Annotated in this window: 12 protein-coding genes; 3 read left to right on the plus strand and 9 right to left on the minus strand. The window is 45.9% G+C overall.

Features of this window, described 5'->3' with window-relative positions; genetic code table 11:
• The 9 genes from bamA to rpsB form a co-directional block, all read right to left on the minus strand.
• Nucleotides 1–1,273: outer membrane protein assembly factor BamA (gene bamA / locus ACNA7P_RS03340; protein WP_416257193.1), on the minus strand; the 1,273-nt coding region annotated here is incomplete at its 3' end.
• Between the two features lie 29 nt (nucleotides 1,274–1,302).
• A complete protein-coding gene (gene rseP / locus ACNA7P_RS03345) occupies nucleotides 1,303–2,643 on the minus strand; it encodes a sigma E protease regulator RseP (RefSeq protein ID WP_416257194.1) in 1,341 nt (446 codons plus the stop codon).
• Nucleotides 2,643–3,851, minus strand: coding sequence for a 1-deoxy-D-xylulose-5-phosphate reductoisomerase (gene ispC, locus ACNA7P_RS03350; protein WP_416257254.1), 1,209 nt, complete (start codon nucleotides 3,849–3,851; stop codon nucleotides 2,643–2,645). The genes rseP and ispC overlap by 1 nt, the downstream gene beginning before the upstream one ends.
• A gap of 65 nt (nucleotides 3,852–3,916) precedes the next feature.
• Nucleotides 3,917–4,780 carry a phosphatidate cytidylyltransferase gene (locus ACNA7P_RS03355; RefSeq protein ID WP_416257195.1) on the minus strand — a complete coding sequence of 288 codons (864 nt, stop codon included), beginning with the start codon at nucleotides 4,778–4,780 and terminating at the stop codon, nucleotides 3,917–3,919.
• 2 nt (nucleotides 4,781–4,782) lie between these two features.
• Nucleotides 4,783–5,559, minus strand: a complete 777-nt coding sequence (gene uppS / locus ACNA7P_RS03360) for a polyprenyl diphosphate synthase (RefSeq protein ID WP_416257196.1) — start codon at nucleotides 5,557–5,559, stop codon at nucleotides 4,783–4,785.
• Nucleotides 5,560–5,636: 77 nt separating this feature from the next.
• Nucleotides 5,637–6,194: a ribosome recycling factor gene (gene frr, locus ACNA7P_RS03365; RefSeq protein WP_416257197.1), complete on the minus strand. Its 558-nt coding sequence runs from the start codon at nucleotides 6,192–6,194 to the stop codon at nucleotides 5,637–5,639.
• Nucleotides 6,195–6,213: 19 nt separating this feature from the next.
• Nucleotides 6,214–6,957, minus strand: coding sequence for a UMP kinase (pyrH, locus tag ACNA7P_RS03370; RefSeq protein ID WP_416257198.1), 744 nt, complete (start codon nucleotides 6,955–6,957; stop codon nucleotides 6,214–6,216).
• A 104-nt stretch (nucleotides 6,958–7,061) separates the two neighbouring features.
• Nucleotides 7,062–7,940: a translation elongation factor Ts gene (tsf, locus tag ACNA7P_RS03375; protein WP_416257199.1), complete on the minus strand. Its 879-nt coding sequence runs from the start codon at nucleotides 7,938–7,940 to the stop codon at nucleotides 7,062–7,064.
• A 122-nt stretch (nucleotides 7,941–8,062) separates the two neighbouring features.
• Entirely contained in the window at nucleotides 8,063–8,812 is a 750-nt protein-coding gene (gene rpsB / locus ACNA7P_RS03380; protein ID WP_416257200.1) for a 30S ribosomal protein S2, read from the minus strand.
• A 351-nt stretch (nucleotides 8,813–9,163) separates the two neighbouring features.
• On the opposite strand from rpsB, the gene map reads away from it, so the two are divergent.
• From map to dapD, 3 genes are read left to right on the plus strand one after another with little or no spacing between them, the layout of a single operon-like run.
• Nucleotides 9,164–9,964: a type I methionyl aminopeptidase gene (gene map / locus ACNA7P_RS03385; protein WP_416257255.1), complete on the plus strand. Its 801-nt coding sequence runs from the start codon at nucleotides 9,164–9,166 to the stop codon at nucleotides 9,962–9,964.
• A complete protein-coding gene (gene glnD / locus ACNA7P_RS03390; RefSeq protein ID WP_416257201.1) occupies nucleotides 9,964–12,603 on the plus strand; it encodes a [protein-PII] uridylyltransferase in 2,640 nt (879 codons plus the stop codon). Before map ends, glnD begins: the two co-directional genes overlap by 1 nt.
• A gap of 21 nt (nucleotides 12,604–12,624) precedes the next feature.
• The gene (gene dapD, locus ACNA7P_RS03395; protein WP_416257202.1) at nucleotides 12,625–13,449 is read left to right on the plus strand and encodes a 2,3,4,5-tetrahydropyridine-2,6-dicarboxylate N-succinyltransferase; all 825 of its coding nucleotides are present in this window, start codon (nucleotides 12,625–12,627) and stop codon (nucleotides 13,447–13,449) included.
• Nucleotides 13,450–13,474 lie beyond the last annotated feature (25 nt).

The following is a 13,474-nucleotide window of genomic DNA, read 5'->3' on the forward strand; positions in this document are numbered from 1 at the left end:
CAGAGGGCTGTTCTTTTACCCGGAATACTATATCAACCTGATCATCTTGGCCGGCTACTCGAACTGTATCGTATTCAACGGTTTCAAAATAACCTAAGCGATCTAGATTGGTTTTACCGCTTTCTACCAACATTTCATTCAACCAAGCACCTTCAATTTGGCGCATTTCCCGGCGCAGAACTTCCTCTTTGGTTGCATCATTACCTTCAAATATAATCCGCCGCACATAAACACGTTGGCCAGGATTAATTGCAAACGTAAGGCTTACCACCTTATTATTATCATTGATTTCTGGAACCGTATTCACTTCAGTGTAGGCATAGCCCAAACGGCCGTAATAAGTTTTCAGCGCTTCTTCAATACCGGTAATTTCAGCTTGGCTATAACGGCGGCCATCTAAGGTGTTTACAAAATTGGCGAGAAACTCTTCATCATCACGAATTTCGGAAATAACCCGGGTGCCATCAATGTTATACTGTTCACCTTCATCGAAGTTGAGGGTGATATAAATCCCCTCTTTTTCCGGTGTAATTGCTACCTGAACAGAATCAATATCAAAGCGGATATAACCTTGGTTACGGTAGAACGATTCGATATTCTCCAAATCACCCATCAATTGTTGCTGTTGGTAATTGCGTTTACCAATAATGTTCCACCACGGCAATCTATCCCGCAGTTCCATTAAACCGAGTAATTGATCACGCTCAAAATCGTTATTGCCAATCATATTAATTTGCGCGATTTCGGCAGCTGGGCCTTCAGTAAAATCAAACCGCAACTCAACCCGGTTACGCGGTAAGTTTACAATTTGCACACGAACGCTGGCGTTATATTTCCCCACGCTGTGGTAAAAGTCTTCAAGGTTCTTTTCAAGTGCAGAAATAATGGTTCTATCTAACGATTCACCAACTGCAACCCCACTGGTTTGCAAGCTATCGAGAAGTTGATCGTCTTTAAGATCTTTATTTCCTTCAAAGCGAATTTCACTAATGGTAGGCCGCTCAGTAACGCGAATAAAGATCGAATCACCCTCACGAGATACGCGAATGTCATCAAAGTGCGAAGATGAATAAAGTTCGTGAATAATTTGCCGAATTCGCTGCGGGTTTATTTCGTCACCCACACGCACAGGTACGTAAGTTAACGCTGCGCCCATGCCTACTCGTTGTAACCCTCGAATTTGAATATCGTCAACTACGAATGAGTCAGAAGCTTGTGCGTTCAGCCCTGTCCCTACTAATACAGCTCCAATAAACAGCTTTTTCAATGTCATGCAACACGTCTTATTGTTAGATAATTTCATTACGAGATAAGCCTGCCAATATCATTAAACAATGTAACCATTAATAAGGTTACAAGAATTAACAACCCTACTCGAAAACTAAGTTCTTGAACTCGTTCTGGTACCGGTTTACCCCGCACCCACTCAATGATGTAAAACAGTAAATGCCCACCGTCTAGCATTGGAATTGGCAACAAGTTTAATACACCTAAGCTCACACTAATCAGTGCTAAGAAACTTAAAAAGTATACCAAGCCATAACTGGCGTGCTCGCCGGCTCCTTGAGCAATACCTACTGGCCCGCTTAAGTTGTTAACACCGATATCACCGGTAACTAACTTCTTTAGCATTCCTAAGGTTAAACCAACTAGGTTCCATGTGCGCTCAACGCCCCCCGCCAATGCTTGCACAGGCCCATACTGTAGAGTAAATAAGTAGTGTTCTGGGTAGGGTTCCTGTTGTGCTACCACGCCAAGATATCCACGCCCCTCTTGTTCACCAAAACGAACGTTTAATGCCAACCTTTCGCCGTTACGCTCCACTACTAATTGCTGCTCTGAATTAGGTAAGGTTCCTATCAGCTCCCTTATTTGTTCCCAATTTGCGGTTTGAGTTCCATTAACTGCAATAATTTTATCGCCAACCTGCAAATTAGCTGCAGCAGCAGGACTATTCTCGGCAATTGCAGCAATAATGCTGGTGGTTTGCGCACGATAAATATCCATTCCCAAACTGTGAATGGTGGAATCCGTTTCTGGGTTAAAATCCCAACGTGTTAATGGTACCTGAATATCGCGTTCAACCCCACCCTCTTCAACTCGAACAATGGTTTGTGCATCGCCAATACGCCTTACTAAAGCGAGATTCACATCCTGCCAATCAAGCACACGCCGATTATCTATTGCGGTAATCACAGAGCCGCTAGTTAACCCTGCATCCGCAGCAATGCTGCCTTCGGTAATCTCACCGATTACCGGCTTCACCGCTGGCATGCCGATCATTAACATTAACCAAAATGCGGCAATTGAAAAAATAAAGTTAGCCATTGGTCCGGCTACTACCACCGCAAAGCGTTGTTGTACCGATTTGGCGCGAAAACTTTGCGGTACTTCTTGATCGGTTACTGGGTCTATTTCATGATCCAGCATGCGTACATAGCCACCTAGCGGAATCGCCGCTACTTGGTATTGAGTGCCATCTTTGCCTCGCCACTTCAGCAATGGAGTACCAAAGCCAATAGAAAAGGTAAGTACCTTCACACCACAACGCCGGGCAACCCAGAAGTGGCCAAATTCATGAAAGGTAACAACGAGGCCAAGAGCAACAATAAATGCTCCTACCGACCAAAATACCTGCTCCACTAACGTCCCCTCTGAATGTGCTTACGCGCAATTCTGCGCGCTTCTGCATCGCAGTTTAACACGGCTTCAATATCATTAAGTGGCGAAATATTCGCTTTTTGCAAAGTTTCGGTACAAATTTCGGCAATTTCACCAAAGCCGATTTGTTCACTTAAGAAAGCGGCTACTGCCTCTTCGTTCGCGGCATTTAGGGTTGTTGTAGCAGCCTGCCCTTGCCAACAGGCATCAATAGCCAATTGTAACAGTGGATAGCGCTCTGCCTCAGGCTTAGCGAAGGTAAAGGCGCCAACTTCAGTAAAATCTAAATCTGCAACACCGCTAGCTAAACGCTCCGGATAACCCAAACAATAGGCAATAGGTGTGCGCATATCTGGCTGCCCAAGCTGCGCAATTACCGAGCCATCAATATACTGCACCATTGAATGGATAACGCTTTGCGGGTGCAAAATCACATCCAGTTGATCGGCATTACAATTAAACAACCAACGCGCTTCAATATACTCAAGCCCTTTATTCAGCATGGTTGCAGAATCTACTGATATCTTCGCGCCCATCAGCCAATTCGGGTGCGCACATGCAGCTGCCGGTGTTTGTGAAGCTATTTCTGCAAGTGGGGTTTCTAGAAATGGGCCACCAGAGCCAGTTAATAGTATCTTGCGAATACCATGTTCCTGAAAAGAGGTGCTAATTGAATCCTGTTGCACAGCTTGCGGTAGGGCTTGGAAAATTGCGTTGTGCTCGCTGTCTACTGGCAACAGTTGCGCGTTTGCAGAGCGCACCGCATCAATAAATAATTGCCCGCTCATTACTAGCGCTTCTTTATTCGCTAATAACACGCGCTTACCGGCACGAACTGCCGCAAGTGTTGGTAGCAGGCCTGCTGCGCCAACAATGGCAGCCATCACTACATCTACATCACTTGCTTCACTAACGGCAACCAGTTCTTTCTCACCCACCAGCACTTCTGTGCCTAAGCTGAACGCTTGTAATTCGCTGCGTAACTTACTCGCTGCTGCCTCCGAGCCCATTACCGCATAGCGCGGTTTATGTTGCTTACAGATTGCTAGCATTTCCGTTACTTTGCTTTGCGCAGTAACAGCAAACAGTGAAAATTGTTCAGGATGGCGCGCAATTACATCCAGCGTATTCGAGCCTATCGAGCCCGTAGCACCCAAAATGGTAATTACTGTACTTTTATTCGTGCGCATGTTGCTTGATGCTGCTATGGCCATACTGCTATCACCACTCACTTAACTCCGCTCAACTATCATCATTAATGTATCAACCACAAATAGCCAAGCAGGAAGATCGGTAACGCCGAAGTTAATGAATCAATGCGGTCTAGAATACCACCATGCCCGGGCAAGATTGAGCCGCTGTCTTTTACCCCAGCGCATCGCTTGAACATACTTTCATTTAAATCACCGAACACTGATACCAAAACAGTAACAATACCTACGGCGTAGAAGGCGAGTGCCAATTCGCTTGGTAAAGAAATTATCTGCGCCACAACAATCATCGCCAGAATCGCCAACAATAAACCACCCAGCAGGCCTTCCATTGTTTTTCCGGGGCTAACTGCTGGCATTAGTTTGTGCTTACCAAAGCGCTTACCAGCGAAGTACGCGCCAATATCGGCGGCCCATATCAACACGAAAACAAACAGAACAGTGAAGCCACCAAACAATGGATTGCTATCATAATGTAAAGAACGCAGCGCCATTAACGCCGCCCAAGCAGGTACCAATACCAGTACGCCGAAAACGCCAACAAACACTCTACTTTTACACCACAGTGCTTTACTACGTGGAAAATTAAACACTAAAGCTATCGCTAAGAGCCACCAAATACCGCCAATTAATACGATATAAAACAGGCCATCAACAATACCACCTTGGTGCCAAATGTTTTCGAATGGGGTAAGCCAATACAAACCAGCTAAGATAACGGTATTAAATAGCGTATAGGCAATTCTACCGGCTTTGTTAGTAACGCCCATAAGTGGCGACCATTCCCAAGCTGCTAACGCTAAAACTGCCGTAACCACAACCCCAAACCAAGCGAGCGGTAGCAAGAAAATAGCAGCCAGGGCAAATGGAATTAGCACCACTGCGGTGATAAGTCTTTGTTTAAGCAAAATTAATCCTCATGCTCGTTATCTGACCCAGCTAATTGTTGTATTTGTGCGCTGGTCAGGCCAAATCGTCGTTCGCGACGAACAAAACAATCTATGGCTGCGGCGAATGTCATATCATCAAAATCCGGCCATAGTGTTTCGGTAAAATATAATTCAGCATAAGCAAGCTGCCAAAGCAAAAAGTTGCTTATTCGTATATCACCGCCGGTACGAATCAATAAATCAGGCTCCGGGCCGTCGGCAAGGCATACATGTTTCGCTAACAACGTTTCATCGATATCGGCGCTGGAAATCTCTCCCTCCACAGCACGTTGGGCTAGCGTTTGCGCTGCTTGCGCGATATCCCATCGGCCACCGTAATTCGCCGCGATGTTCAACACCAAAGCATTACAGTGCGCTGTTTTTTCTTCGGCGATACGGATTTGCTTTTGTAAGCGGTTACTAAAACCCGTTACATCACCAATCAGCCGTAAACGAATGTTATTCTCCGCCAATTCACCCACTTCACGCTTTAGCACCGTCATAAAGAGCTCCATCAACACATTTACTTCACGTGCTGGCCGGCCCCAATTTTCGCTGCTAAACGCAAACAGTGTAAGTGCTTCAATGCCATTGCGGCGAGCAAAAGTAATCGCTTTACGCACTGCTTCAGCACCGGCACGATGCCCAGAGGTGCGCCGCTTTCCTTGCGCAGTTGCCCAACGCCCGTTGCCGTCCATGATAATAGCTACATGGCGCGGTAACAAAATATCAGCTTTTAAGTGGGTTTTCCCTGTCATGCTACATCCAAAAAAATAAACGCCGCGTCAGTATATCCGACACGGCGTTATCCGCCAACGAAGTTGACGATGAGTGCTTAAACTTCCATCAATTCCGCTTCTTTTGCGGCAAGAACTTCGTCAATCTTCTTCACAAACTCATCCGTAAGCTTCTGAATATTGTCTTGCGCTTTGCGATCGTCATCTTCGGTTATTTCTTTTTCTTTCAGCAACTCTTTAATATCGCTGTTCGCATCGCGGCGTACATTGCGCACGGCAACACGGCCTTGCTCTGCTTCATGGCGAACAATTTTCACCAAATCACGGCGGCGTTCTTCGGTAAGTGCAGGCAACGGAACACGAATCACATTACCCGCTCCAGCTGGGTTTAATCCCAAATCTGAAGTTAGAATCGCTTTTTCTACTGCACCAGAAGAGCTTTTATCAAACACGGTAACCGCTAATGTGCGAGAATCTTCAATTGTGATATTCGCTAACTGTTTGAGCGGAGTATCCGTTCCATAATAAGGTACCATAACGCTATCAAGAAGGCTCGGGTGAGCACGCCCTGTGCGGATTTTAGACATCTGCGAGCTCAATGCTTCTACGCTTTTATTCATGCGATCTTTCGCATCGGCAATAATTTCGTTAATCACTGTAAGATCCTCTTACTGTTTATTTATCTGAATCTGCTACATGGGTGATTAGTGTACCTTCATCGCCACCCATTATCACTGCTTTCAATGCACCCGGCTTATTCATATTAAACACCCGGATTGGTAAGCTGTGATCTCTAGCCAACGTAAATGCTGCTAAGTCCATAACTTTTAACTCTTTCTTTAACACATCACTATAATCAAGCAAGGCATACTTGGTAGCTTCGGGATTCTTCACCGGATCATCAGAATATACGCCATCTACCTTCGTTGCTTTTAATACAACATCAGCTTCGATCTCAATACCGCGCAAACAGGCCGCTGAATCGGTAGTAAAAAACGGATTCCCAGTACCGGCAGAAAAGATAACTACTCGGCCCGATTTGAGCAAGCTAATTGCCTCTGCCCAGTTATAACTATCACATACGCCAGCTAGCTCTATTGCCGACATTAAGCGCGCGTTTATATAGGTACGGTGCAACGCATCTCGCATTGCCAAGCCATTCATTACCGTTGCTAGCATCCCCATATGGTCGCCAACTACTCGGTTCATGCCTGCCTTCGCTAAGCCTTCACCACGAAACAAGTTACCACCACCAATCACTATTCCTACCTGAACACCGAGCTCCAGAATTTCCTTAATTTCTTGGGCCATCCGATCGAGAACCTTGGGATCAATACCAAACTGTTCATCGCCCATCAGTGCTTCACCACTGAGTTTAAGTAAAATGCGTCGGTAACTAGGTTTCGGATTTGTACTCATAGCTCTGGCTTCCGTTTTCAGGTTAAAAAAAACCGCGCCTGCTGCATCAGCAAAGCGCGGTTAGGATTAGGTACTGCAATACATAGGCTTGTTAGCCACGGCTATTAACCTTTTTTCGCCGCAGCAACCTGTGCTTGTACTTCAGCTGCGAAATCATCAGATTTCTTCTCGATGCCTTCACCCACTTCGAAACGTACGAAGGTGATTACGTCTGCACCAGCTTCTTGCAGAAGCTCGCCAACAGTTTTTGAAGGATCTTTAACGAAAGGCTGACCAGTTAAGCTGATTTCGCCAGTGAATTTCTTCATCCGGCCTTCAACCATCTTCTCAGCGATTTCTTTTGGCTTACCAGATTGCATCGCGATGTCGATTTGAATTTCACGCTCTTTCGCGATTACGTCTGCAGCTACATCTTCAGGCTTCACAAACTGTGGAGTGCTTGCAGCAACGTGCATGGCGATATCTTTGCCAAGCTCTTCGCTACCGCCAGTTAGCAATACTAACACGCCGATACGGCCGCCGTGTACGTATGCAGCTGCAGTATCACCGCCTTCAGCAGTAAATACGCGACGCACATTCATGTTCTCGCCAATTTTCGCCACTAAAGTGCTACGCACTTCTTCAACCGTGCCGCCTTCGATCTGAGTATTTTTCAGATTTTCAACGTCTGATTCTTTGTTGGCAAAAGCAGCATTTACGATTTGCTCACCCATTGCTAGGAAGCTTACATCGCGTGCTACGAAATCGGTTTCACAGTTCAATTCAACCAAAGTACCTACATTGCCTTCGGTTTTAGCCAAGATCACGCCTTCAGCAGCAATACGGCCTGCTTTTTTAGCAGCTTTAGCTTGGCCGCTCTTACGCATGTTCTCAATTGCTAGCTCGATATCGCCATTCGCTTCTTCGAGTGCTTTTTTACAATCCATCATACCTGCGCCAGTACGCTCACGCAGTTCTTTTACCATTGCGGCTGTAATTGCCATGATACTATCCTCTGTGTTCAGGATTCATGCCGGGCCCAGTAACGAAGCATGTACATGCTTTAGGTACTGAGCTTTGCGAAATTATTCAAAAACGGCCTTAATTCAGGCCGTTTTTAACTTTCTTACTCAGCGCTATTGTCAGCTTCTACAGCTTCAACGAAATCGTCAGCTGGAGTTACTTCTGCACCGTTCTTTTGACGACCTTCATTAATAGAGGTTGCCGCAGCACCCAAGTAGCACTGAATTGCGCGCATCGCATCGTCGTTACCAGGGATCACATAATCAACACCATCTGGTGAAGAGTTTGTATCTACCACTGCAACAACTGGGATACCTAAGTTATTCGCTTCTTTGATTGCGATATGTTCATGGTCAGCATCGATCACGAAGATTGCATCAGGCAAGCCGCCCATGTTTTTGATACCGCCAAGGCTCTTTTCAAGCTTCGCCATTTCGCGTGTGTTCATCAACGCTTCTTTCTTGGTTAGCTTTTCGAAAGTACCGTCTTGGCTCTGCACTTCTAAATCTTTCAAACGTTTGATTGATTGACGCACAGTTTTCCAATTCGTAAGCATGCCACCTAACCAACGGTGATTTACATAGAATTGGTTTGAAGCAATAGCAGCGTTTTTCACTTGCTCAGAAGCAGCACGCTTGGTACCAACAAACAACACTTTACCGCCGTTAGACGCAGTGTGCTGAAGGAAATCAAGTGCTTTATTGAACATTGGAACCGTAGTTTCAAGGTTAATGATGTGAATCTTGTTACGTGCGCCGAAAATGAAAGGCTTCATTTTAGGGTTCCAGTAACGGGTTTGGTGACCAAAATGTACACCAGCTTTGAGCATGTCACGCATTGACACGTTTGCCATGATAATTTTCCTTTGTAAGGGGTTATGCCTCCACATATCCCATGCCGCGACCCGGATTCCTTATCCCCTAGGAAAAGATCCAATAGGAGGATAAAAACAGTATTCCAAGCACCCCGCACCATGTGTCGATATGTGTGTGTTATTTAGGGTTTTACTCACTCAATAGGTGAGCGGCGCATTTTATACCACAAAAGGCCTATTGGAACAACCAAAATCACTCGTATTGAATGCATTCTTTAATCGATTATTTTCTGCTAGAATTGCAACCAATTATGATTAATAAAGCGAATATACTGCGGCGTTTACGCTTGCAGGTATTCGTTTGCAGTAGCTGCGCAAGTAGCAAAACGCATAAGGTTCAGTATTACTATGGCAATTAAAATTAAAACTGCAGAAGAAATTGAAAAAATGCGCGTAGCTGGGAAGCTGGCTGCAAGCGTGTTAGAAATGATTACCCCACATGTAAAGGCAGGCATCACCACAGATGAGCTTAACACCATCTGCCATGATTATATTATTGCCCATGATGCTATTCCTGCACCGCTTAATTACCATGGTTTTCCGAAATCTATCTGCACCTCGGTAAATCATTGCGTATGCCACGGCATCCCAAATGATAAACCATTAAAAGACGGCGATATTATTAATATCGATGTCACTGTTATAAAAAACGGCTATCACGGTGATACCAGCAAGATGTTTGTGGTAGGTGAAGGTTCTATTCTAGCGAATCGCTTAATCAAAGTTACCCAAGAATCGCTGTATCGCGCTATCAAGTTAGTGAAGCCCGGGGTGCGTTTAGGCGATATCGGCGCAGAAATTCAAAAGTACGGAGAAAGCTTCGGCTATTCAATTGTGCGCGAGTTTTGCGGCCATGGCATCGGTAATGAATTCCACGAAGAACCACAGGTATTGCATTACGGCCGCGCGGGTACGGGTGAAACCCTACAAGCTGGCATGTGCCTTACGATCGAGCCAATGATTAATGCTGGTAAACGCAACACCAAAATTCTTAGTGATGGCTGGACCGTACTTACCAAAGATCGTAGCTTAAGCGCGCAATGGGAACACACCTTGTTAGTTACGGATAACGGTGTAGAAATCCTCACCTTGCGTAGCGATGAAGATATCCCGCGCGTTATTTCTCACTAATGGATAAGCGCTCTTCTTTTGTTGCCACATGGCCCAACGATGTAGCGCTTGTAAGTGAATGGCGCGAACAAGTTCGCGCTTACAACGAATGGTCTGGCGAGCAATTTCTTAGCGCTGATATTGAAACATTGGTTGCTGATCGCGCCCTGTTCTTTGATGAACTCCTCGCTACATTATGGCAACGGCTGCAATTTCCAGATGAAAGCTGCGCCTTGCTCGCGGTAGGTGGCTATGGCCGCGGGGCATTGCACCCTGAATCTGATATCGATCTGCTGTTTTTAGTACCAGGCCCCCTTCCTAATCGCCAACAAGAACGAATTAGCCAGTTCATTACCTTACTCTGGGATTTGCGCTTGCAAGTTGGCCATGCCGTGCGCACTGTAGCCGAGTGCATGCAACAAGCGGCTGCAGATATCAGTGTCGCCACAAGTTTAATTGAGCATCGCTTATTAACCGGTAGCGAAACCTTGCGGCAACAGTTAGAACAGCAACTGCATTATGATTTTCCTTGGAGTAGCCGCGATTTTTACCAAGCAAAAAAACAAGAGCAAGTAGCGCGCCATCAGCAATACCATGGTACAGCCTATAATCTAGAGCCCAATATCAAATCATCTCCCGGTGGCTTGCGCGATATTCAAACCATTAGCTGGATAGCCAAACAGCATTTCAATACGCACAGTGATGAAAGCCTAGTTGAATTTAACTACATTACCGCAGAAGAATTTATTGAATTAAAAGAATGCAGCCATTTTTTATGGCGTATTCGCTTTGCCTTACATCTCACCGCAGGCAAAGCTGAAGATCGTTTACTATTCGATTACCAACCCGATGTAGCCCGGTTACTGGGTTATTTAGCGGCAGCTGATACACATCAGCAAAAAGCTAGCAAAGCTGCGGTTGAGCGCATGATGAAAGATTACTTTAAAGTGGTTTTGCGCGTGCACGAACTCAATCGCATGCTATTGCAGTTTTTTGAACAAGCCATTCTTGGGCCAATGGAATTAACCGAACCCACGCCTCTGAATGAAGAATTTGCCCTACTCAACCAGCAAATCATGGCGCGCACTGATCAGGCGTTTACAAAGCCTGCCGCGATAATGAAATTTTTCCTCGTAATTGCCAATCACCCGCAAATCACTGGCGTACGCTCACATACCATACGGCTGCTGCGCAATGCGCGCAGAAACCTTACGAAACCTCTTTGCGAATACTCAGAATGCAGAGCTATTTTTTTACAAATCATCGAGCATCCACGTGGGTTTGGGCTAGCCTTCGAGCTTATGCATCGTTTCGGCATTATGGCGCGCTATTTGCCCGCTTGGGATCACATTGTTGGGCAAATGCAGTTTGATTTATTTCATACTTATACGGTAGATGAGCACACCTATCGGCTCATTAACAACTTGTACAAACTCACTGATCCAGAAGATAGTGAAAGCTTTCCGCTGGCCAGCGAAATCATGCAAGAGTTGCCAGCGCCGCAATGGCTATTCCTAGCCGGAATTTTCCATGATATCGCCAAAGGCCGTGGTGGCGATCACTCCGAACTAGGAGCACAAGATGCCCACGCCTTTGCCACCTTACACGAATTACCCGAAGCGGCCGGTGAGCTAATCGCTTGGCTGGTTGAGAAGCATTTATTAATGTCGGTTACCGCGCAAAAGCGGGATATTTATGATCCTGAAGTAATTGCCAAATTTGCTAACGAATGCCGCACCATTGAACGCTTAAATCATTTGTATTGCCTTACCGTTGCGGATATCCGTGCCACAAATTCCAACCTGTGGAACAACTGGAAAGCTACTTTGCTCGAAGAATTATATCGGGCAACCTACGAATCGCTACTGCAGAAAGATAAGAAAACCTTTGATGTACGCGAGCGTGTGCAGAACAATCGCCAGCTGGCTATGGGCTATCTATTAAGTGCAGGCTTTGAAGTAGATCATATTAATCAGTTGTGGGGCCGTTTTACCGCAGATTACTTTTTCCGCCACACACCTGAGCAAATCGCTTGGCACTCACAACACATTATGCATGTGCAAGAACACCAATTACCCTTAGTGCTAATTGGTGACGAAAACAATAATGGCACCACTGAACTATTTATTTATCACCACGAAGAGAGCCATTTATTTGCCAAGGTTGCAGCGCTACTTGATAGCGAGCAACTCAGCATTCATGATGCGCAAATTTTGAATACCCGCGATGGCTATGTAATGGATACCTTTATTGTTTTGCAACGTGATGGCCATCCCCTTGCCGATGCCCAGCGCATTGAAGAAGTGCATCAGCATCTCCATGATGTGTTACGTAAACGGCGCCCAGTGCCAACTAGCCAGCGTGCCATATCGCGGCGTTTACGAAACTTTAAAGTTCGTACGCGGGTGAAGTTTGTAAACTTAAAGAACGCACGCCGCACTACGTTTGAACTCATCACCCTCGATCGGCCTGGGCTAATTGCTAGGCTCGCCGCGGTGTTTCAGGAGCTCGACATCAACCTAATGGCGGCAAAAATCACCACTGTTGGTGAGCAGGCGGAAGATTTGTTTATTGTTGCGTCGAACAACCAAGAAGCGCTGACAGAAAGCGAGCGCGAAGCCCTAAAAAACGCTATCATTAGCGCCCTATCCGATGAATAAATTGAATGTAAAGGTATCCGCATGAGTAATTTGCAAACCATCATTGAACAAGCTTTTGAAAATCGCGCTAATTTCAGCCCATCATCTGCCCCTGCCGATGTGCGCGATGCAGTAAACCAAGTGTTAGCCGGCCTCGATAACGGTAGCTTGCGTGTTGCAGAGAAAACAAGTGGTGAGTGGGTTGTAAATGAATGGGTGAAGAAGGCAGTGCTGTTGTCATTTCGTTTAAATGACAACGTATTAATGCAAGGCGGCGAAACTCAATTCTTCGATAAAGTACCAAGCAAGTACGCAGATTACAGCGCTGCCCAATTTGCTGCTGATGGCGTGCGTATCGTGCCACCGGCAATGGTGCGGCGCGGTGCCTACATCGGTAAGAATGTAGTGGTAATGCCTTCGTATGTGAATATTGGTGCGTACGTAGATAGCGGCACCATGGTAGATACATGGGCTACGGTGGGGTCTTGCGCGCAAATTGGTAAAAACGTACATCTTTCTGGTGGTGTTGGCATTGGCGGCGTACTAGAGCCATTGCAAGCGAACCCTACGATTATCGAAGATAACTGTTTTATCGGCGCTCGCTCTGAAGTTGTTGAAGGGGTTATCGTTGAAGAAGGTTCGGTAATTTCCATGGGGGTGTATATCAGCCAAAGCACCCGCATCTATGATCGGGAAACCGGCGAAGTGAGCTACGGCCGAATTCCTGCAGGCTCTGTGGTGGTATCAGGTTCACTGCCTGCGCAAGATGGTACGCATTCGTTGTATGCCGCAATCATTGTGAAAAAGGTAGATGCGAAAACTCGCGCTAAAGTGGGCATTAACGAACTACTTCGCTCTGCTGAGTAATATAGTTGCTTTACAATCAGCGGTT

It is taken from the genome of Aliidiomarina sp. (assembly GCF_047920995.1).
Lineage (GTDB): Bacteria > Pseudomonadota > Gammaproteobacteria > Enterobacterales > Alteromonadaceae > Aliidiomarina.